The 22,069-nt window shown below is 59.9% G+C and carries 15 protein-coding genes; 11 read left to right on the forward strand and 4 right to left on the reverse strand.

Going from position 1 to position 22,069, the window contains the following annotated elements:
* Positions 1-219 precede the first annotated feature (219 nt).
* Together ACIQLF_RS10280 and ACIQLF_RS10285 are read right to left on the reverse strand one after the other, a co-directional pair.
* The gene (locus tag ACIQLF_RS10280) at positions 220-2,028 is read right to left on the reverse strand and encodes a glycosyltransferase (RefSeq protein ID WP_400297658.1); all 1,809 of its coding nucleotides are present in this window, start codon (positions 2,026-2,028) and stop codon (positions 220-222) included.
* Between the two features lie 73 nt (positions 2,029-2,101).
* A complete protein-coding gene (locus tag ACIQLF_RS10285; RefSeq protein ID WP_400297660.1) occupies positions 2,102-3,301 on the reverse strand; it encodes a CDP-glycerol glycerophosphotransferase family protein in 1,200 nt (399 codons plus the stop codon).
* A gap of 210 nt (positions 3,302-3,511) precedes the next feature.
* Between ACIQLF_RS10285 and ACIQLF_RS10290 the strand changes: the two genes are divergently transcribed.
* Genes ACIQLF_RS10290 through mutM form a run of 4 tightly spaced genes read left to right on the forward strand, consistent with a single transcriptional unit; the run spans position 3,512 to position 5,915 of the window.
* Positions 3,512-4,075 (forward strand): YceD family protein, encoded by a 564-nt coding sequence (locus ACIQLF_RS10290; RefSeq protein WP_400297663.1) that lies wholly within the window; start codon positions 3,512-3,514, stop codon positions 4,073-4,075.
* 2 nt (positions 4,076-4,077) lie between these two features.
* Entirely contained in the window at positions 4,078-4,281 is a 204-nt protein-coding gene (rpmF, locus tag ACIQLF_RS10295) for a 50S ribosomal protein L32 (protein WP_387523435.1), read from the forward strand.
* A gap of 9 nt (positions 4,282-4,290) precedes the next feature.
* The gene (gene rnc, locus ACIQLF_RS10300; protein ID WP_400297666.1) at positions 4,291-4,986 is read left to right on the forward strand and encodes a ribonuclease III; all 696 of its coding nucleotides are present in this window, start codon (positions 4,291-4,293) and stop codon (positions 4,984-4,986) included.
* Between the two features lie 2 nt (positions 4,987-4,988).
* Positions 4,989-5,915, forward strand: a complete 927-nt coding sequence (gene mutM, locus ACIQLF_RS10305) for a bifunctional DNA-formamidopyrimidine glycosylase/DNA-(apurinic or apyrimidinic site) lyase (RefSeq protein WP_400297668.1) — start codon at positions 4,989-4,991, stop codon at positions 5,913-5,915.
* 20 nt (positions 5,916-5,935) lie between these two features.
* Here the strand turns inward: mutM and ACIQLF_RS10310 are convergent, their stop codons facing one another.
* Positions 5,936-6,754: a serine hydrolase domain-containing protein gene (locus tag ACIQLF_RS10310; RefSeq protein ID WP_400297671.1), complete on the reverse strand. Its 819-nt coding sequence runs from the start codon at positions 6,752-6,754 to the stop codon at positions 5,936-5,938.
* A 136-nt stretch (positions 6,755-6,890) separates the two neighbouring features.
* On the opposite strand from ACIQLF_RS10310, the gene smc reads away from it, so the two are divergent.
* Both smc and ACIQLF_RS10320 read left to right on the forward strand, forming a co-directional pair.
* The gene (gene smc, locus ACIQLF_RS10315) at positions 6,891-10,466 is read left to right on the forward strand and encodes a chromosome segregation protein SMC (RefSeq protein WP_400297674.1); all 3,576 of its coding nucleotides are present in this window, start codon (positions 6,891-6,893) and stop codon (positions 10,464-10,466) included.
* A 251-nt stretch (positions 10,467-10,717) separates the two neighbouring features.
* On the forward strand, positions 10,718-12,025 hold the full coding sequence (locus ACIQLF_RS10320) for a glycosyltransferase family 2 protein (RefSeq protein ID WP_400297676.1): 1,308 nt from the start codon (positions 10,718-10,720) through the stop codon (positions 12,023-12,025).
* A gap of 177 nt (positions 12,026-12,202) precedes the next feature.
* Here the strand turns inward: ACIQLF_RS10320 and ACIQLF_RS10325 are convergent, their stop codons facing one another.
* Positions 12,203-13,477: an MFS transporter gene (locus ACIQLF_RS10325; protein WP_400297679.1), complete on the reverse strand. Its 1,275-nt coding sequence runs from the start codon at positions 13,475-13,477 to the stop codon at positions 12,203-12,205.
* 36 nt (positions 13,478-13,513) lie between these two features.
* On the opposite strand from ACIQLF_RS10325, the gene ftsY reads away from it, so the two are divergent.
* The 5 genes from ftsY to ACIQLF_RS10350 all read left to right on the forward strand — a co-directional run bounded on the left by ftsY (position 13,514) and on the right by ACIQLF_RS10350 (position 21,945).
* Positions 13,514-14,710: a signal recognition particle-docking protein FtsY gene (gene ftsY / locus ACIQLF_RS10330; RefSeq protein ID WP_400297681.1), complete on the forward strand. Its 1,197-nt coding sequence runs from the start codon at positions 13,514-13,516 to the stop codon at positions 14,708-14,710.
* Between the two features lie 6 nt (positions 14,711-14,716).
* Positions 14,717-16,858, forward strand: a complete 2,142-nt coding sequence (locus ACIQLF_RS10335; RefSeq protein WP_400297684.1) for an acyltransferase family protein — start codon at positions 14,717-14,719, stop codon at positions 16,856-16,858.
* Between the two features lie 1,177 nt (positions 16,859-18,035).
* Positions 18,036-20,153 carry an acyltransferase family protein gene (locus tag ACIQLF_RS10340; RefSeq protein WP_400297686.1) on the forward strand — a complete coding sequence of 706 codons (2,118 nt, stop codon included), beginning with the start codon at positions 18,036-18,038 and terminating at the stop codon, positions 20,151-20,153.
* 125 nt (positions 20,154-20,278) lie between these two features.
* Positions 20,279-21,610 (forward strand): ammonium transporter, encoded by a 1,332-nt coding sequence (locus ACIQLF_RS10345; RefSeq protein ID WP_400297688.1) that lies wholly within the window; start codon positions 20,279-20,281, stop codon positions 21,608-21,610.
* Positions 21,607-21,945 (forward strand): P-II family nitrogen regulator, encoded by a 339-nt coding sequence (locus ACIQLF_RS10350; RefSeq protein WP_400297691.1) that lies wholly within the window; start codon positions 21,607-21,609, stop codon positions 21,943-21,945. The genes ACIQLF_RS10345 and ACIQLF_RS10350 overlap by 4 nt, the downstream gene beginning before the upstream one ends.
* The last annotated feature ends 124 nt before the right edge of the window (positions 21,946-22,069 follow it).

Here is a 22,069-nt window from a genome sequence, read left to right on the forward strand (position 1 = left end):
AAGGGCCACGAGGACCACGACGGCAACGATGGACCTGAGTCGGAAAAGTATTTGTGCACGTGCGGCTGGCGCTGTCACCAAAGGGCTAGACAATGTGGTCGATATCCTAAACTGCTTGATGTTCTTCCCCTGGCTATTGTTTCGTTCCAGGGGCCATACGGTGTCTCTGTGAGGAGGTAAACGTTCCGGCGGGAACCTGCGCTCTGCGCCGGAACGCCTCTATTTGCGCATGCTCCAGTAGCCATTCACCGTGCGGTAGCTGGTCCGGCTGTTGAACTGTATTTCCGCATGGTCCACGTCGATGGGAACTCGTATGCGGCGCGAGAGATTGTGGCCGGAAACCTGAAGATATGCATCGAACGGTTCATTGTTTTCAAATGGATCCAGCCCTACCGGGAATGCATTGGAAACCCGTATTGTGTCACCCTGGCGTTCTGCCTTGATGCTTTGCTGGCTTCCGCTGCTGCGGTTCATCCACACCAGCGAATACTCAAGATCATCGACCGACCCGACCAGAAGAGTCGTCTCTATTGCCAGTTCCAGCCGTAAATTGAGTCCCTGTAGGGCAAGATATGCCGGACCCACGGACAAGTTCCCGGGCAGGATGCGCTGGGACCTGTTGGCCGTGGCCGTGGCAATTGCGCCGGCCCATTGAACGAGCGCCGCCCGTTCACCGAAGTTGTCGGCGGCGCGCCAAGCCCGTCGGGACAACTTTTTTGCCAGGAAGCGATTGCTGGTGATGGCCAACACCTTTTGTGCTGCACCGGTTTCATCCTGGGGTTCCACGATGAACCCAGTGCGTCCGTCCTTGATCAGGTCGCGTGGGCCGTAGCGGATGTCGTGCGCAACCGGGGGGCAGCCGCGTCCCATGGCCTCCATCAGGACCAAGGGTTGCATTTCACTTTCACTGGTAAGCAAGGTGAAGGCGGCAGTATCGAAGTGTTTGGCTGCGCCGGGAACGGCGCCATGGAACGTGACAATGTCGTCCAATCCCAGTTTCGTTCGCAGTGCAAGAAGTTTCTGGTGATCAGGACCACCGCCATAGACGTCCAGCGTCACGCGCGGATCCTTTGCCTGAACCCGTTTCATGATGCGCATGGCCAAGGGAATGTCCTTGACCGGACTTAACCTCGCGACCATGACCCCGCGTTTGTGGTCGCGATGGCGAAACGGGGGCAACTTTTCCACGCGAGTCACGATGTTGGAGACGACAAATCGATTGTTTGTCGTCCCGAACCTCGTCTCGAGGTCCTCCTTGTTGCGTTCTGTCAACGCAATGATGCCATCCCAACGTTCTTGTTTCGTCAATACCGGTTTTCGCTGCGGTGTCAACGGCGCCGTGATGGCGTGGCCGGCCCCAACGGAGTGGTAGCCATGCAAGACGTGGAACTTGTAGGTGTCATTGCGTTCGTAGTGGGCAAAATGTGTGGCTGAATACTTGGAATCCACGATGAGGTAGCTTGGTCGATCGCCGCGAATCTCATCGAACCAAGCCCTGTACAGTTCCCCGGCATCCGCATATGTGGTTTCCCCGGATTCGGTATACCTCGTGAAGGTTCGTGCCAAGCGCTTGCCTGCGTCATTGTAGGTGCGGTCCTCGCGCATGAAGAGAGTACCGTCGGGGAACGTATAGGAGATGGTTCCAGGCTGCTTGGCCCTAGGATCGAGTTTCGTATGGCTGAAAGGCTTGCCCGCGGCATCCATTGACCAAGGGATCGAGGTCCCCTCGCCTATGCTCAGCGCTGGGGCGTTGGCTGCAAGCTTCCGTGAGCGGAGGTCTTCGAAAAGGTTCACGATCTTCACGCGCGGGGTGATCCTGCCTTCACGGATCATCTTTGAACGAACGTCGTCGTAGCTGGGACGGGCATCAACCGTGAGAATAGTTGTTGGAACCCCTGCAACTTCACCGAAGACTTTGGCGCGTTCAAGCATTGCAGCAGTCAAACCGCCAAAAGAGTCGGCTATTTGCATGGTGATCATGTAATAGTCGCCGTCTGGCAGTGTCACTTCAGCAATTCGATTGGCCATCCATACAGCATATCTGGCAATGTGAAGCCCAAATGTTCGGGAGGGCGTGTGATTGACGCTACGAAATCCCCATTCAGCCCTCTAATAGGCCTGCAGCTGCAGCCACAAATCTGTCTGTGGCCGGGCCGAGGGCGTCGGCGCCGAAGACGTACTCGCGGAACTCGCGCTGGCGCTCCGACAAGGGCGTTGTCGCCAGTTCGGCCAGCTCATCAAGCGCCCGTTCGGGAAGCACCTGCCATGTTGTGACATTGTCGAGCATGGCTAGCCCGGCAGTGGAAGCGCCCGATGCCGGCTTCGGGAGCAGAATCACTGTTGGCTTGTTGAGGCCGATGGAGTCCATCGACATCGCCGAAATGTCTGTGACCACCACGCTGGCCGCGGCGATTGACCCGATGGGATCCCCTTGCAGTTCAATTTGGGGCCCGTGTATCTGATTGTTTGACGCCGCTTTGCGGATGAGGGCTCGAATGTGCCGGTCTGCGTCCCTGTGCGCACTGGAATGGGAACCTAGCTTGGGATGCGGGCGGTAGATGAGTTGGAACCTGTGATCTGCAAGCACAACTTCGCAGAGTTCCCGGCCCTGGTTTGTCAGTGAGCTGTAAGCCATTGAGGGGCTATCGCCCTCCCACGTCGGGGCATAGAGCAGGGGAATTGCCTTTGAAGTACTTGAAGGCGACGACGGGGCAGGAACAGCCAAATCCAGCTGGGGACGCCCAACTTGGATGAGCTTCGCTGCGTCGAAACGGCGCAACGTGGAGATAATTCGGTCCTGTGAGGCCTGGCCGGCAATAAACGCAAAATCGTAGGCCTTGAGTTGATTGGATGTCATGGAGGATTTTTCGCTCTCTCCATGACTTAGGTGCACGTGCGCAGGGCCGTTGATCCGCAATGTAGTGAAGTTTGCTTGGTTGTTGTTGACATAGAAAATGACTTGAACGGCCTGCTGCTCGACAAATGTTCCTACCTTCGATGCCGAGGATTCCAAGTGGATCAGCAAATTAGTCAGGGCGCGTAGCTTGAGAGCCGTCTGCGCGTTGCTGACGATCAACGCGACCGGTCCGATGCGCCGTGACAGTGTTTCTAGCGGCGACAGCCATTGTTCGAGCTGGTAAAGGCCGGTGGGGCCATCGGAAAAGACCACTGCAAAAGGCGTGGGTTGGCTTTGGCGTTCCAGAGAGGCAAGAGCTTTTCGCGCGTAGGGTGTCGCAAGCTCAGACATGAGGCGGGCCTTGATCGGCTTCAGTGCTGACTTGAACTTTGTTACGGGGCGCATGCATATTAGCTTAGACGTTCATTTGCGGCGATCACTGAAGCAGATTGGGCGTGAGGTGCACGACACTTGACCCGCCCGACGCTTTTCCCGTTTGGGTTCTCATCCTTGATCGGGCTAAGATGTAATGTCCGTCTATGTTCTACAGGAGTCATTATCAGCGAAAAGCGTTCAGATCGTTCGTCGTCACACGACATCGATCGCAGTTCGCCCTTGGTTTTTCTAACCAAGGATCTCGGGCGCAGCCCGGGAAACATGACGACCCTTGAAGAGGTGGTCGTTGCACCCGCGGAAGTGGGTGTTGCACTCATCGGTGTTCGTGAAGGATCAGAAATTGATCTGGATCTGAGATTCGAAGCCGTGCACGAGGGCATTCTGGTGTCCGGTACAGCAACCGTTGAAATCAGCGGTGAATGTGGCCGGTGCTTGGAAGCCATCGCGTATGACTTAGATGCCGACATACAAGAACTTTTCTACTACGAGGGCTTACACGAGTTCGACGAAGATGAAGAGTTGGACCAGTACCAGGTTGTAGATGATCGTATTGATCTCGAACCTGTGCTCCGGAATGCAGTGGTGACCGCGCTGCCATTCCAACCGGTGTGCCGGGAAGACTGTGCAGGGCTTTGCTCCGAATGTGGAAAAAGCCTGAATGAGGATCCTGCGCATCACCATGAGGTCTTGGATCCTCGTTGGGCAGCGCTTGCCGGGCTGACCGACATCGTCGCAGAGGACGCGACACAGAGTACACATTCAGTCGAGAGAGAAGAGAAGTAGCCGTGGCTGTTCCTAAGAGGAAGATGTCCCGCTCGAATACTCGCGCCCGTCGCGCCCAGTGGAAGGCCACCGCGCCTACCCTGGTGAAGACCGTTGAAAACGGCCGCGTCACCTACAGCCTGCCGCACCAGGCCAAGGTTGTAACGGATTCCGCAGGCACCGAGCTGTTCCTTGAATACAAGGGTCGCAAGGTCGCAGACGCGTAAGTCTGTCTGATGCCTTCAACAGAAGAGCTTTTGAAGCGTCTCGGGGTCACTATTGACCCCGAGACGCTTCGTCTTGCCCTCACACATCGCTCATATGCCTACGAACATGGTGGAATTCCCACCAACGAACGGCTCGAATTTTTGGGTGACTCGGTGCTCGGCTTTGCCGTGACCGATCATCTGTATAACAACTATCCGGATTTGCCCGAGGGCGATCTGGCTAAACGTCGTTCAGCAGTCGTGAGCACCCGCGCCCTCGCCGGCATTGCCCGCTCGCTCGGCGTAGGCGAATTCATCTTGCTTGGACAGGGTGAAAAACTCACGAATGGCAAGGACAAATCATCGATCCTTGCCGACACCATGGAATCACTGATTGGCGCGACGTTCCTTAACCATGGCATCGAAGAAGCGCGCCAAATGGTTATGCGCCATATCGGTCCATTGCTCCAGGACGTTGAGGTCCTGGGTGCCGGTACCGACTGGAAAACAGCCATCCAAGAGATCGCAGCTGCCCGGAAGCTCGGAGCAATCGAGTACCGCGTTACCGGTTCCGGACCCGACCACGCGCGTTCCTATGTTGCCGTACTCCACATCGGCGGGAAACCGTACGGTGAGGGCAAAGGACCCTCCAAGAAGGAAGCCGAGCAGGAATCGGCAGCGATTTCCTGGAAAATGGTTCAGCCGGAAAATAGCAAGGCCAAATAACCATGCCCGAACTACCTGAAGTCGAGGTGGTTCGGCGTGGTCTGGTCGACTGGGTTGTGGACCGCAGCGTCGAATCGGTCCAGGTCTTGGATCGTCGCTCGATTCGACGACACCACGAGGGCCCCACCGACTTCGAGCAGAAACTGACTGGGACAACCATCAGCGCCGCCGTCCGCCGCGGGAAGTTCCTGTGGATGCTCCTTGACGGTCCGTCCATGCCGACCGCACTGGTCGGACATCTCGGCATGAGCGGCCAACTCCTGGTGGAAGAAGCGGTCGAACCGGATGAGAAACACCTGAAAGTACGGTTGAGCCTCACTCCGGATGCAACCAAACCGCGGGAGCTGCGTTTCATCGACCAAAGGATCTTTGGCGGAATGTTCCTCTCGCCGTTGGTTCCCACCACGGACCATCTGCCCGGTGGCTTGGGATCCGACATCGACTGGATTCCCGAGGCAGCAGCGCACATCGCCCGGGACGTACTCGACTTGGCCTCGACGCCGGAAAGTCTGTATCTGGCGTTGCGCAAGCGCAATACGCAGCTCAAACGGGCAATCCTTGACCAAGAAGTCATTTCTGGCGTTGGCAACATCTACGCTGATGAGGCGCTGTGGGCGGCCAAACTGCACGGCCTGCGTTCAACTGCAACAATTCGACGACCAGACGTGCAACGCCTATATGCGGCCCTCGTGGATGTCATGGGCCGTGCGCTTGACGCCGGTGGAACCAGCTTCGACGCGCTTTATGTAAACGTCAACGGCGCCTCGGGGTACTTTGACCGATCCCTAAACGCCTACGGGCGCGAAGGGGAACCCTGCCACCGTTGCGAAGCAACGGGGATACTTACGGTGATTCGACGCGACCCCTTCATGGGCCGGTCGTCCTACACCTGCCCCCGTTGCCAACGCAAGCCGCGCCAAATCAGTTAGCCCGCTCATCCAGAAGCTGGTTAGCGGGCTCGAAGTTCGGCGACAATCTGGTCGTTGAATGGAGCCCACGCTTCAACGGCCCACGGCCCAAACGGCTTGTCAGTCAACGTGACGCACGCCGTTCCCAACAAGGGGTCCACCCAGAGGAACGTTCCGGCTTGCCCGAAATGGCCGAAAGTTTCGGGGGAGTTCAGGGAACCAGTCCAATGCGGCGATTTCTCCGAGCGGATCTCCATACCTAGCCCCCAGGTGTTGTCCTTTTGCCGGCCATAGCCGGGAAGGATTCCCGCCAGTCCCGGGTACACCACGTGGGTGGCCTGAAAATGCGTTTCCGGGGCCAGTAGCGTCGGAGTCTGCAGTTCCGTGGCAAATTTCACCAAGTCGTCCGCCGTGGAAACACCATCGGCCGCCGCGCTTCCTTCCACGCTGGTCGAAGCCATGCCCAAGGGCTGCAAGACGGCCTCCGAGAGGTACTCCGCGAAGCTCATCCCTGTTGCGGCTTCCAGTGTTTCTGCCAAAACGTCAAAACCGACGTTCGAGTACAGGCGCCTGGTACCGGGAGCAAACCGAACCGTTTTTTCGGCAAAGTCGTACCCCGAGGTGTGGGACAAGAGATGCTTGACGGTGGAACCCTCGGGCCCTGCAGGGGTGTCAAGCTCGAAAGCGCCTTCCTCCACGGCGACCAAGAAGGCATAGGAGCTGAGCAGCTTGGTTACGGACGCAAGGGCAAACATGCGAGTCAGGTCGCCGTGGGATCCGAGCAATGATCCGTCTTTGGCCACGACAGCCGCCGCGGCATGGGCCGAGGGCCAAGAATCTATTGCCTTGAGGCTTTGCATGGAACTGTTTCTCCTTGGATCACACATAAAATGCCCGCATTCCGGGTTGCCACTGCTTGGGGGATGGGTGCTAGTCGATAGTATAGAAACTATCCCCACGACCACTTTAGCCATCTAGAACGTAGGACAGCCTCACGTGCATTTGAAAACACTCACAGTACGTGGGTTCAAGTCGTTTGCCTCAGCAACGACTTTCGAATTCGAACCGGGCGTAACGGCGGTGGTCGGGCCCAACGGTTCGGGCAAGTCAAACGTAGTCGACGCACTGGCCTGGGTCATGGGGGAGCAGGGAGCCAAGACCCTGCGTGGCGGCAAAATGGAAGACGTGATCTTTGCCGGCACCTCGGGCAGGGCGCCGTTGGGCCGTGCCCATGTATCCCTGACCATCGACAACAGCGATGGTGCACTGCACATCGATTATGCCGAAGTCACGATCTCGCGCACGCTCTTCCGCGCCGGTGGTTCGGAGTACGCCATCAACGGCAACTCGTGCCGGCTGCTGGACATCCAGGAGCTTCTCTCCGATTCCGGGCTCGGACGTGAAATGCACGTCATCGTGGGCCAGGGCCAACTTGACCGAATCCTGCATGCGACTCCCGAAGACCGGCGTGGATTCATCGAAGAGGCCGCGGGCGTGTTGAAGCACAGGCGCCGCAAGGAGAAGACGGTACGGAAACTCGACGCCATGCAGGGCAACCTGAACCGGCTCGAGGACCTCACCACGGAACTCCGGCGCCAACTAACGCCTTTGGGCAAGCAGGCCAAGATCGCCAGGAGGGCGCAAACCGTCCAATTCGAGGTCCGCGACGCGAAATCCAGGCTCATGGCAGATGACATGGTGACCTTGCGGGGAGCCCTCGAAAAGGAACTGGCAGATGAGGCAACGCAACGTGCCCGCCATCAAGATGCAAACCTCCGCCTGGAGCACTTGCGGGCCGACCTGGCCCAGTTGGAGGCCGCTGCCGCCCACGCGACTCCCGAGCTCAACAGGGCACGAGACCTGTGGTTTGGATTGAGCTCAATGCGCGAGCGTTTCGGGTCCCTTGGCGCGATTGCCACAGAGCGCTCACGTTTGTTGGGTTCCGAAACAACCACGTTTGATCCAGCCCGAGACCCGGAACGGCTGGAAGCACAGGCCGAACGCCTGAGGGGAGAACTGGAGGAACTTGAGGAGAACCTCGAACTACGGCGTGAACTGCTCGAGGATGCACTCGAAGCCCGGGCCGGTGCCGAGGACGCCGCGAACGCCGAACAACAACGACTCACCCAACAATTGCGCGCCCTTGCCGACCGCCGCGAAGGACTTGCCCGGTTGGCTGGGCAGGCCGCCGCCGCCAAAAGCCGCGTCGAGGGAACCGAAGGGGAACTTGGACGGCTCAGGGAATCCCTGAGCGGTTGGTCCACCCGCCGCGAAACCAGCGCGACCACGTTTGCTGCACTTGAGCAACAGGCCGCCACGGTCCAAGACGGCGAGGGAGACCTGGACACCGCATATGAACATGCGGCCGACCGGCACGAAGCCCTGGCCTCAAGCATGGAATCGTTGCGGGTTCGGGAACAAGACCTGGTGACACGCCTGGGCTCACTCAAGGGACGCTTGGAGGCCCTCGAAATGGGGGCCATGCGAAAGGACGCGTCGGAAGACGTCCTGGCGGGGGAGCACCACGGCTTGCTGGGGCGCATGTCCCATTTCCTGGACGTGGAGGCCGGTTTCGAGGTTGCTGTTTCCGCTGCGCTGGGACCGGCCGCCGAGGCGTTGGCGGTCCGCGAACGCAGCCATTCACTGGAGATCCTCAGGGACCTCAGGGATTCCTCGGGCGGCCGCGTGCACCTGGTCACGGCTGGGCTCGGCCTCCTCGCCGGGGACGGGAAAACTCCGTCGCTTGGCCGGCCTGCGGCGAACGTCGTTTCGGCGCCCGAACCCTTGGCCGGCACGCTCCAGCACCTTCTTGCCAACACCGTGATCGTTGCGGACCTGGCCGAAGCGCACGAACTACTGGAATCCGACCCGGGCGTATGCGCGGTGACGCGTGGGGGGGACGTGCTGACACTCGGTACCGCCAGCGGCGGGACCGGCGCGGCGCCCTCGCTGATCGAGCAGCATGCCGCAATCGCGGAAACCGAAGCAGGCATCCACGAAGCCGAAGCCGCACTCGATGTCCTGCGGCTTGAAAGCGCCGAACTGACGGTGAAACTCCTGGAGGCCGAGGAGGCAGCGGAGCTGGCGCTTCACCGCCTGCACGATTCGGACGCGAGGATTTCCGCGGTGGCCGAGCGACTGGCGCAATTGGGGTCGTTGCTCCGACAGAGCCAGGAGGAACGTGAACGCCTTGAGCAACAGATCGCCGTTGCCCAGGAAAAGCTCGAGGTCGACCAGGAACGGATGGACGAGCTCAACCATCGGCTGGCCATGGCACACGAGGGAACGGACGAGGACGAACCGGAAGACGACCAGCGACAGGAACTGGCTGCAGCTGCTGCACAGAGCCGCCAGAAGGAGCTGGACGCACGCCTGGCCCTGCGCAGTGCCGAGGAACGCGCCAACGGGCTGAAGGGGCGGGTCGATTCATTGACGCGTACCGCCGAAACCGAGCGCAAGTCGCGCCTGGAGACACAACAGCGGGCCACGATCCGCAAGGGCCGGGCAAACGTGGCACGCGGGGTGGGCGACAAGGTCCGCCGCGTCGTCTCGTTCCTCGATGTCTCGGTGGAACTCGCGGACAGGGAACGCGAACGACTGCAAGCCCGTCGCGAGGAAATCGAATCACGGCTCGGCGTCGTGCGTGCAGGGGTGGACAAGGTGGCCCTGGAGCTGGCCGAACTCACCAACTCCGTGCACCGGGATGAAATGGCGCGCGCCGAACAGCAGCTTCGCATCGAAGCCCTTGACAGCCGCTGCCTCGAAGAACTGGGAATGACCAGTGATCACCTGATTGAGAACTTCGGCCCGCATATGCCGATTCCGCAAAACGAGGAATCCGGGGACAAATGGGCGGCCCTGCACCAAGAAGTCGACGGGCAGGGTGTTCCGGTGCCCGAGGGCATCCCGTTTGACCGGGTGGACCAGGAGAAGCGACTCAAGCAAGCCGAAAGGGACTTGGCGGCCTTGGGCAGGGTCAATCCCCTGGCGCTTGAGGAATTCGCCGCGCTGGAGGAACGCCACAAGTTCCTCACCTCGCAGCTTGAGGACCTGAAAAAGAGCCGCAAGGACCTGCAGGACATCATCAAGGACGTCGATGAACGGGTTGAACGGGTGTTCACCGAAGCCTTCGAGGATACTGCCGCGCAGTTCGAGCGCGTCTTCGGGCGGCTCTTCCCTGGCGGCGAGGGGCGTCTGGTGCTCACCGACCCGGAAAACATGCTGACCACCGGAATCGAAATCGAGGCGAGGCCGGCCGGCAAGAAAATCAAGCGGCTCTCCCTGCTGTCCGGCGGGGAACGCTCGTTGACCGCCGTCGCCCTACTGGTTGCCATCTTCAAGGCCCGCCCGTCGCCGTTCTATGTCATGGACGAGGTCGAGGCGGCGCTGGACGACACTAATCTGGGCCGGCTGATCACCATTTTCGAGGAGCTGCGCGAGTCGAGCCAGCTGATTGTCATCACCCACCAGAAGCGAACCATGCAGGTGGCGGATGCGCTGTACGGCGTGACGATGCAAGGCGACGGCGTGTCCAAGGTGATCAGCCAACGCGTCGAGCGTGATCGACCATAGGGTCCCATGCGCTCGCCGGCCTGACTTGGCATGCGGTAACATGACCAAACGTACGGCGGCTTATGACGTTGTTCACGGTCCGGTCGTCTAGTCTGGGCACTTGGTCTACCTTTTGCGCCGGCGCACTTGTCTGCGTGTAATGAAGTTGGGGATGCTGAGTGGCAATTAGAAAACTGATCGCGAGGGGCAAACGGGCGTTGGCGCGCATGGTCCCGGCAGGTTCGGGGAAACCCAGAGGCATCCGAGTCAGTGTGATCATCCCGGTCTACAACACCGAGGCGTACCTTCGAGAACTGCTTGATAGCCTTGTAGAACAGGATTTGCGCAGTCGGAAGTTTGAAGTCATTGCGGTTAATGACGGATCCACCGACGCCAGCGGCGCAATACTGGACGAGTATGTCAACCGCTACCCTAACTTTCGGGTCGTACACCAGAAAAATAGCGGGTGGGCAGGCAAGCCCCGAAATGTTGCCCTTGACTTGGCCCAAGGCCAGTATGTCTTCTTTGCCGACAGCGATGATGTGTTGGCGCCATCGGCCCTGCGTCAAATGTTGCAGTTTGCTTCCAAACACAAGATCGACGTGGTCTTTCCAAAAGTCGCAGGTCTCGGTGGGCGCGCGGTCAACCGGAGCCTCTACGCGAAGACGAACCCCTCAATCACTCCGTTGCAGGCCATCAAGACGTTGACCCCGCAGAAGTTGATTTCGCGTGAATTGATCGAATCAAACGGGCTTCGTTTTCCGGAAGAGCCGGTCCGGCTTGAAGATGGCATGTTCATGGTTGCTTGCTACCTTCGAGCGAAGAGGCTCGGTGTCGTAGCAGACCGCGACCTCTACAGCTTGCGAGCCCGTCCCGACGGCTCAAACCTCAGCCGCCAACGCCTGGATCCCTATGGATATACCGCTTCAATCTCCAGAATTGCAGAGATCATTCGGGCCGAGGCAAAGGACGCAGAACTGGCCCAGTCCATGACGCTCGCTTTGTGGTCGAACAAGGGGTTGAATATCTATGCCCATCCGCGGTTCAATCGCTATTCGGAAAAAGTGCAGAACAAGTGGGTCGATGCTCACTCCAATTTTCTGAATGAGTTTATTCCGAATGAAGCGGCCAGGAACCTCAGCGACATCCTTTACCGTAAGACGGAATTCATTCGAAACCAGGATAGGCAAGGCGTACTCTGCAGCACTGCAGTGGAAGAACAGTTGGCGCAACGTGTCTCCATCGAAAGTGCCCACTACGCAAACGGGGAACTGAAAATTTCAGGGACCCTGCTCTCGTCCAGCATTGACTCGGTTTCCGTATTTGCCAAATATCGAGGGGACGGCCAGCCGGTTCTGGCCGAAGTGGCCATGTGTGCCCGAAATGGAATGTTCGATGGAACGCTTTCGGGTATTCCCGAAGGCGCGGTAATTATCGACATCTTTTTGAAGCCTGCAACAGAGGCGATCGAAGGTAGCCCGAGACGTGCGCAGAGCGGAGAGAGCCCCGCCTTTTCCACAAATGGAAAATTGACGCCATACAGCACGAAGCACGGAAATCTCAGCCTTCAACCCATCTAGGAATGAGTGATTGGCAATTCGCCAAATGGCGTCGAACGCTTTTGCCGGCTGGTAAGCAATCGTGCGGAACTTCCCCAGCCATCAAAGCGATCGATGAAGTCTGCCCCCCCGGGCGGTGCACAAACCGGGCCTAAGCCTGCTGCCCGCCAGCGACGGTCCGCGTCCGGACGCAGAGGCCTAGCGTTCCGAAGTGCCAGTGCTTTCGGGCCGTCCGCGGTTTTCCTTCACCGGCAGCCACGCCAACACGCCGATCAGTCCAAGGGCGCCGCTAATGGTGAAGGCCCAGCCGTATCCGGCTTGGTCAGCAACCAGGCCCGCCAAAATGGGGCCGATGATCGAGCCGAAATCCGTGGCCATTTGGAAGGTTGCCAGCACCTTGCCGCCGTTGCGGCCTTGGCCCACCACGTCGGCAATGGCCGCCTGTTGGGCCGGGCCCATGAGACCGGTGCCGACGCCGGCGGTGATCGACAAGGCAATGAACAGCGGGATGTTGTCCACCCACCCGATGGATGCCGTGGAAATCGATGCCACCGTCAACCCGATCAAGATCGGCAGGCGGCGGCCATGCGCGTCGGTGAACCTGCCCGCGACAAACAGCGCCGCGCCATTTCCCACGGCGAAGATCGCAAGGGCCAGACCTGCAATAAGCGTCCCCTGTGTGGCGAATGCCGCGACGGCGAAAAGGGGAATCAAGGACATTCGGACCCCGAATGCCATCCAGCCGTTAGTGAATCCGGACACCAGCGCGGCCTTGAACGTTGCTGCACCCCACGCTTCCGAAAGGGGGATGCGTTCGATGGCGGGCGGTTTTCCCGACGACTTCTCCTCCGGCGCATTGCGGGAATGCGAGAGCGAGAAGTAAACGATCGATGCGGCCACGACCAGGGAACCGCCGTAGATGAAGAACGGGATTCTGAAACCCATGCCCGCCATCAGGGAACCAAGAACGGGCCCGGCGACGTTGCCCAGAAGGAACGCCCCGGAATAGAGTCCTGCGATCCGGCCGCGGATTTCCTTGGGGGACAGGCGGGCGATCAGTGCCATGGCCGAGACCGTGAACATGGTTGAACCAAGGCCGCCCATGCCTCGGAACACCAGGAGTTGTGTGTAGTCCTGGGCAAAGCCACACAGGATTGTCGAGGCGGCGACGATCAGCACGCCCGTGACGTAGACGGCGGGTTCCCCCAGCCGGTCCGTGAGCTTGCCACTGACCGGCGCAAAAACGAGCCGCGTGAATGCAAAGATGCTCACGATGACGCTGGCAGCCGCGGCACCGACATCGAAGCTCGTTGCAAATTGGGGGAGGATCGGGGCAATGAGGCCGAATCCCAGAGCAATGACAAAAGCGGCCGCGATCAGAACACGGATTTCACGGGGTACAGACGGACGTTGCTCGGGGGACGTTGAATCAGTCGATTCCGAGGAACTGGGCGTCGGGGCATTCGTAGACATAGGTGCCACCAGTTTAGTGTGTGAGAAGCTAGGACGGTGTCTGAACAACTAACTTTGATCATTGTCCTAGTCGCAGTGGTCGCCATCATCGGTATTGGTGCTGCCTTCTTCCTTGTACGCGGTCGTAAGGCGCCCAAGGGAACGTACACCGGTCCACGCGATGCCAACGACCCAGCGCCCACTCTCACCGCACCCGAAACCGCGTCGGAAGCCCCCGCTGCCACGGTGCCTTCCGAAACGACCGAGGCGCCAGCCGCCGTCGTCGTCGAGGAAGCCGCCGAAACGGCAGTCGTCGCGACGGAGGTTCCGGAGCCGGTCCAGGGGCGTCTTGCACGACTGCGTGCCCGCTTGGCCAAATCCAACAACGCCCTGGGCAAGGGCCTGCTGGCCCTGTTGAGCCAGGACAAGATCGATGAAGACGTCTGGGACGAGATCGAAGAGACGTTGCTTCTGGCCGATTTGGGCACGGAACCGACCCTCGAGCTTGTCGACGCCCTGCGTGAACGAGTCAAGGTCGAGGGAAGCCGCGACCCGCAGCGTGTCCACGACATGTTGCGCCAGGAACTCATCAAGCTGGTGGACCCTTCCATGGACCGCAGCTTCATTCCCGTTCGCCACGCCGACCGCCCCAACGTGATCATGGTTGTCGGCGTCAACGGCGTGGGCAAGACCACCACCATCGGCAAGCTGGCCCGTGTCTTCGTTGCCGAGGACAAAGACGTCCTCCTGGGCGCGGCCGACACCTTCCGTGCCGCAGCCGCCGAACAGCTGGCCACCTGGGGCGACCGCGTGGGCGTCCCGACCGTGAAATCCGACGTGGACGGTGCGGATCCCGCATCGGTCGCTTTCGAGGCGGTTTCCGCTGGCATCGACCAGGAAGTCGACATCGTCATGATCGACACCGCCGGCCGCCTGCAGAACAAGGTCGGACTGATGGACGAGCTCGGAAAGATCAAGCGGGTCATTGAAAAGAAGGCCACCGTGGATGAGGTGCTGTTGGTCCTGGATGCCACCACCGGCCAGAACGGCCTGAACCAGGCCCGGGTCTTCTCCGAGGTCGTGAACGTCACGGGCATCGTCCTGACGAAGCTGGACGGCACCGCAAAGGGCGGCATCGTCGTGGCAATCCAGCGTCAGCTAGGTGTCCCGGTGAAGCTTGTGGGTCTGGGCGAGGGCCCGGATGACTTGGCTCCGTTCGATGCCGAGGCATTCGTAGATGCCCTTTTGGACTAATACCCGATGAGCAATAACAACCAAATAAGCACCTTGGACAGGAATTCTGGGACCGATGGCCAGCACGGACGGCTGCGGTCCGGCCCCCAAGAACTTCCAAAACGCCGCCGTTTTCGTGGCGACATCCAGGGCTTGCGGGCCATCGCCGTATTCCTAGTCGTGGTGTATCACCTGTGGCCGCAAAGACTGACAGGTGGCTTTATCGGCGTTGACGTATTCTTTGTCATCTCTGGATTTCTCATTACGTCCCACCTGATGAAGCAGCCGCCTAAGAGCTGGTCGGACCTGGTGTCGTTCTGGATTCGTCGCGTTAAGCGACTGCTCCCTGCCTCGTTCCTGGTCCTTGGGCTGACTTTGGCCGCCATTCCATTGGTTGCTCCGGTAACCGTCTGGAGGGAGTGGGCGGCACAGGTCGTTTCTTCCACGTTCTATGTACAGAACTGGCGACTGGCTTCGACGAGCGTGGACTACTTGGCGGCGGACAACGCAGTATCCGCGGTTCAACACTTCTGGTCCCTGTCCGTGGAAGAGCAGTTCTACCTGTTTTGGCCGGTAATCATCGCCGGTCTCGTTGCACTGGCGGTGGTTCTCCGAAAGAACCGAAACGCGGTGGTGGCTTCAGGCATTGGCCTTGTTGTCGTATCGTCTCTGATCTTCTCGGTGATCAGCACCGAAAATGAGCCGGGGATTGCCTACTTCTCGACGTTTACGCGGGCGTGGGAACTGGCAGCTGGCGCGCTTGTCGCGTTGCTACCCGCAGCCAGCAACCGCTTGCGCAAGAACGCGATGGGTGCGCTCATCGCGTGGGTTGGCATAGCCGCTATTGCCTACGCAGGATTAACCTACACCGGCGAAACAGCTTTCCCCGGGTACGCCGCTGCTCTGCCGGTGTTCGGTACAGCGGCGATTATTTGGGCAAATGCATCCGGTACTCCGTCTCCTATCGGCATCCTGAGCCATCCAGTGTCGCGCTTCTTGGGGGACCACTCGTACTCGATTTATCTGTGGCACTGGCCGCTAGTGGTATTCCTGCCGTTCGTTAGCGGGACTTTGGGTTTGGTCGACAAGGCACTGATTATCGTCGCAACAATACTTCTCTCGGTCTTGACCAAGAAATACGTTGAAGACAACTTTAGGAAGACCCTGGATACATCCAAAGTGCTCACCGGAGGGCGTTTCTTGTTGGTGGGAACGCTCGTCTTGGGGTTGTCCGGAACGTTGCTTGTCGGCGTGGGTAAGAACCAAGAGGCAACTGGTGACAAACTTCTGACCCAGGTCCAACGAGTTGAAAACCAAGTGGGGGCCAACTGTTTCGGCGGGTTGGCATTGGTCAATGAATGCGCGAACACCGGTGTTGACCCAATGGTCCCATCCCCGGCAGCCGCGAAAAATGACAAGTCTCAGGCCTATGCCGATAAATGCTGGGCAGGCGGAGACTTCAGCGAGCGTCCATCATGCACCTACGGAACAGGCCAAACAAAAGTCGCGTTGGTAGGCAACTCCCACGCTGGCCAGTGGTTGCCTGCATTGGTCGATATCGCACAGGAGCGGGATTGGACGATCACCACATACTTGGCCTCTAGTTGTGCACCCACCAATGCCCCGACCGCATTCAATACGCCGGCAAAGGTGGAAGGATGTCTGGAATACGGGCGATGGGTGCAGGAGCAGACAGCCAACGGCAAGTTCGACCTGATCATCACGTCCAACAGGCAGAGTCTTCCAGTTGAGGGCTACAGCCTGAAGGGCACTGAGCGTGCTGCAATTGAGGGCTACGCCGGGTACTTGAATGACTGGGCAGATGCCAAAACGCCGATTTTGGTCATCCGCGATACGCCGTTCCCTGGTCATACCGTCAGCAATGTCCCGGATTGTTTGGCCTCCAGCGCAGATCCCCAGCGTGATTGCTCCGGGACTCCCAAGACGTGGCGTTCGCTTGATCCATTGGCCTCAGCGGCAAAGCAGGAAAAACTTCCCTACGTCAGCCTGATCGACATGACCGAGTACTTCTGCGATGAATCCTCATGCCCGGCAGTGATTGGATCCGTCGTTCCTTACTTCGATGGCTCACACCTCACCGCCACGTTTGCGCGTACCCTGGCACCGAAGCTGGATGGCAAGATCTCGGTGGTCTTCCCCGGGACCTAGCGGTCGTGACGTTTCTTGGTCAGAGGAATATAGAAGGTCTGAGTGCACCGCCAATTGGTTGCCGCGCACTCAGACCTTCTGGGCCTCCGAAACAAACCTTCAGGGCGGACCGTGAGCCCTATGGCCACCGGTTGCGCTCCGCAGCACGTTTGTGAGGTCCTGGGGCTTGTGGGTGGCTGCCTCGCCGGGCGATCTCCAAACACCGATGATCGGCAAGCAAACACTTCGTCCGATAACTCAGGCCTCGTCGGCTTGGGTTGAGCGCCACTCGTTTCTCTCTCGGCAGTTTCTCGGGCACCCCCACGATACTGGCACCTCGCCTCGATTCTTTCCTTAATAGGGTCCGACAGGCCGTTGATTCCGTGAATTTCGCGGGATCAACGGCCTGCCCGGGTTGTGGGCATGCGGGGTACCCAAGCTGCTGGCCTGAACGCCGAGGTTCTCTTCCCGGAGATGATGTTCTTGCTTCTCGAAGTGGCTTGCGCCCGGTATACGCTTCTAATCCGTCAGGTTCCCATTTCGCCATCGGTGCCGCAATCGCGGTGATTGGAGGGGCCTCCGGTGCCTTGTTAGGGATCACCGGTCTGGTGTGGTTCACGGTGTGCTGGCGAGGTTCCCAGCCGTCGGAATCAGCCCGAAGCGCTGTCGCTTCAGAGCCCAGACCCCGGAGGAGCGCTACTATGGTCTCCGGGACGCAAGGTCCACCGTGAGCACGGACAGATCGGTCCAGCGCGAGTTCGCGGCAGACCCTTGGACGGTCGACTTTCCCCTTCCGCTGTTCTTGACGGTCTTGACCCCTATATATCTGTCAAGCAGAGCCTATGGTCGGAATGGTGTCGTTCAGGGTTCAAGGCCATCGCAATGGAATGTACGGCCTTGTTCAAACGGTGATCACCACCCCGGCCCAGCCGGTGCCGAACGGCCGGGCCGCCGCATCTTGGCGCGTTCGCAGGCGAGGCGCTGGCGTGCAAAAGCCATCCGGTCTGGACATCGCACCGGCCAGGGTCCTTTCCGCGCGGAGCATGGGCATCAGGTAAGGCACGGAAGCTACCCATGGTTTGGAGGCCGGGGCATTCTTAGCGCACGGTCCGGCGCGTACCATGGGGAGAATCCCGAACGCATGCGAATGGAGTGAAGCCCACCGCCACCGCTAGCCAGCCCGAAGGATTTCCTGCCAATGAAACATGTTGCCAAGACCGTTCTTCGAGACGACATCCAGGGATTGCGCGCCGTGGCCGTCGTGCTTGTTGTCGTCTACCACCTATGGCCGGGAGTCCTTTCCGGTGGTTTCATCGGCGTGGATGCCTTCTTCGTCATCTCCGGGTTCCTCATCACCGCGCACCTCGTGCGGAAGCCCCCGGTCAGGGCGCGCGATGTCGGGGCCTTCTGGATGCGAAGGGTAAAGCGTCTCCTGCCCGCCGCCTTTTTGGTGCTGGCGGCGACCTTGCTCGGGATCAGGTTCCTTGCGCCCGACACCGTATGGCGCGATTGGGGAGGACAGGTTGTTGCGGCCGCGTTTTATGTCGAGAATTGGGGCTTGGCGGCATCAAGCGTTGATTACCTGACCGCGGAGAACCCGCCGTCGGCCGTGCAACATTTTTGGTCGCTTTCCGTCGAGGAACAGTTCTACCTGTTTTGGCCGCTGGTCATTGGCGGGCTTTTCATCGCCGGGACCGGGCCGGGTGCCAAGCGCGCACTGATCCCCAGGATTGGCGTCTTGGCAGTCCTGCTGCTTTCGCTTGCCTACTCGATCCATCTCACCGGCAACGAGCCGGGCATCGCCTATTTTTCGACGTTCACCCGTGGGTGGGAGTTTGCGGCGGGAGGGATGCTCGCCTTGATCCCCGCAGCTTCCCAAAGCTTTCGAAGTTCATACGCAGCCTCAGCCTTGAGCTGGACGGGATTGGCCGCGATTCTCTACGCGGCCGTGGCATATGGCAGCACAACCCCGTTCCCGGGGGCCGCCGCCCTGCTGCCTGTGCTGGGCACTGCCGCAGTCATTTGGGCACACGCGGAAGCCGGGACATCACCCACTCGGATACTGGCATGCAAGCCCTCGAGATTCCTGGGGGACCACTCCTACTCGATCTATTTGTGGCACTGGCCGCTGATAGTGCTGATGCCCTTCGCCATCGGGCCTCTTCAATGGCCCCAAAAACTTGGCATCATCGTCACCACGGTGTTCATGGCCATGCTGACGAAGGTGCTCGGTGAGGACAACTTCCGAAGGAACCTGGATCGTTCCAGAATCATGACCGGCGGCAGGTTTCTCCTGGTCGGGTCCCTGGGGATCGGCCTCATCAGCGGTGCCCTGGTGGGTGCGACCGCTCAGCGTGAGCAGACACCTGCCGAAGTGGCCAGCCAGGTTTTGGAAACCAAGGACGAATTGGGAGACCAGTGCTTCGGTGCCTCATCCATGGTGAACGATTGTGTGGACAGCGGGAAAGGACCACTTGTTCCGGCGCCGGCCGCAGCCAAGAATGACAGGTCGGATGCCTACGCCGACAAATGTTGGTCCCAAGGAGAGTTTGCCAGGCGCCCTGTCTGTACTTACGGGAACGGCAGGACGAAGGTCGCCCTGGTCGGGAATTCCCATGCGGGGCAATGGCTGCCCGCGCTCCAACAGATCGCCAAGCAGCGGGACTGGACGATTTCAACGTTCCTGGCGTCGCGTTGTTCGCCAACGGATTCCGAGTTGGCCTTTGACTCCGACGCCAGCGCCGAGGGCTGCCTGGACTTCGGAAAGTGGGTTCTTGACCGCACCTCACACGGACAATTCGACTTGATCATCGCCGCGGCCCGCCAGTCTTTGCCCGTCCAAGGGGAAGAATTCGGGACAACGTGGGAGAAGGCGACGGTCGGATATGAGTCGTACCTTGCAAAATGGACGGTCGGAGGTACCCCGATCGTGGTGATTCGCGACAGTCCCTTCCCCGGGAACACTGTGCCGAATGTTCCCGATTGCATTGCCTCGAGCAAGAGGCCGCTGGCCGACTGTTCGGGAACCCCGAAGACGTGGAATTCAATGGACCCGTTGGCCGATGCGGTCAGGAGCTTGGCCAAGGGGAGTGCCTCGGTTGTCGATATGTCGGAGTTTTTTTGCAGGGCGGACATCTGTCCGGCGATCATCGGCTCCGTCATTGCGTACATCGACGGGTCGCACCTGACCGCGACATACGTGCGAACGCTGATGCCGTACCTGGCCACGAAGCTGGAAAAGGTGATCCGGGAACCCAACCGATCCACCGATCCCGGAGTCAGCCCCGTAACATCCCCGCAATCCGCCCGACACTAGCCTTTTACGTCAACGGTTTTTCCGTAACCGCAGCGAAACAGGGTGCTGGAAAACCTGAAACACCGGAAGTGAATCCTTGAATCAAGGCGAGAAGGTCTCGCCATCGATCTCGGGAGGCGTTGGACATGGAGCTAACAACCACTCAGGTGTGGATGATGGTTTGTGCGGCACTTGTGCTGCTGATGACACCTGCACTGGCATTCTTCTATGGCGGGATGACCCGTGCCAAAAGCGTCCTGAACATGATGATGATGAGTTTCTCCGCCGTGGCGTTGGTAGCCGTGGTTTGGGTCCTCTGGGGGAACTCGATGGCAGGCGGGGGCGCAAGTGTCGCCGGGCTGTTGGGGAACCCGGCTGACGGATTCGGCATGGAATCGTTGATCGGAACCGACGGCTTCATTGCGGCCGGGTACGGTGCCACCTTTGCGATCATTACAGTGGCCCTGATCTCGGGTGCCATCGCCGACCGCGCCAAGTTCAGCGCGTGGCTGGTCTTCGTTCCGGTCTGGGTGACGCTCGTCTATGCACCCATCGCCTTCTGGATTTGGGGCGGGGGCATCCTTGGCGCGGACGGTGCCATCGGGTCGGTTGTCGGGGAAGCCATCGACTTCGCCGGCGGCACTGTCGTACACATCAACGCCGGCATGGCCGGTTTGATTCTCGCCCTGATCCTTGGCAAGCGCCGCGGGTTCGGAAAGGATCCGAGCCAGCGCCCCCACAACATCCCCCTGGTGATGCTCGGTGCCGCGTTGCTTTGGTTCGGCTGGTTCGGCTTCAACGGCGGAGCAGCAAGCACGGCCGAGGAAGCCGGACTCATCTGGATCAACACCCTGGTAGCCCCGGCCGCGGCGTTGTTGGGCTGGCTAGTGGTTGAACGTCTCCGTGACGGGCACAGCACGTCCTTGGGTGCGGCATCGGGAATCGTTGCCGGCCTGGTGGCCATCACCCCCGCATGCGCAAACATTTCGCCCGTGGCGGCCATCGGCCTTGGACTCGTCGCCGGAGTGGTGTCGGCCCTGGCCGTGGGGCTGAAGTACCGCTGGGGCTACGACGACTCGCTGGACGTCGTGGGCGTCCACCTGGTTTCGGGTGTCATTGGGACCTTGGCGCTCGGGTTCATCGCGCTCCCGGTTGACGGCGTGGGAGGGGGACTCTTCTACGGCGGAGGGTTCGGCCAACTGTGGGCCCAGCTTGTCGCTTGCGTGGTCGTCATGACATTCACCGCGATCATGACCACCGTCATCGGCCTGGCCATCCACAAGACCATGGGCTTCAGGGTCACCGAGGAACAGGAAGTCGCCGGCATCGACCTCATGCAGCACGCGGAAACCGGCTACGAATTCGGCGGTCTCGGAACGGGAGGAACCTTCGTTCCTCACCCGGCCACGTCATCCCACCTGAAGAACCACGGTGCCGGAAAGCTAACGGAACCTGTCAAGGAGAAGATCAACGCATGAAACTCGTGACGGCGATTATCCGCCCGGAAAAGACCGACCAGATTCGCTCCGCCCTGGAATCCTATGGGGTGCAGGGCATGACCATCAGCCAGGCCAGCGGCTACGGCCGCCAGCGCGGACACACGCAGGTCTATCGGGGCGCCGACCATACCGTGGACCTGTTGCCGAAGGTTCGCTTGGAGGTCCTCGTCGAGGACGCACTGTGCGACGACATCCTGGATGTCTTGGTATCCACGGCGAACACCGGAAATGCGGGGGATGGCAAGATCTGGGTGAGCCACGTGGAGGAGGTCATACGCGTTCGCACCGGGGAGCGCGGAATGGCAGCCGTCTGAACAAAAAGCAAGAGATGCCGTGTTTGGGGCGCCCTGGAACGGGTGGAAAAAAACCCCGAATGTGGTGGGTGGGGGGAAAGGGGGGTATTGCGGGGTTTGGGGGTTAGGGGGGGGGGCCCGGCGC

It is taken from the genome of Paeniglutamicibacter sp. NPDC091659, assembly GCF_044756805.1.
Lineage (GTDB): Bacteria > Actinomycetota > Actinomycetes > Actinomycetales > Micrococcaceae > Paeniglutamicibacter.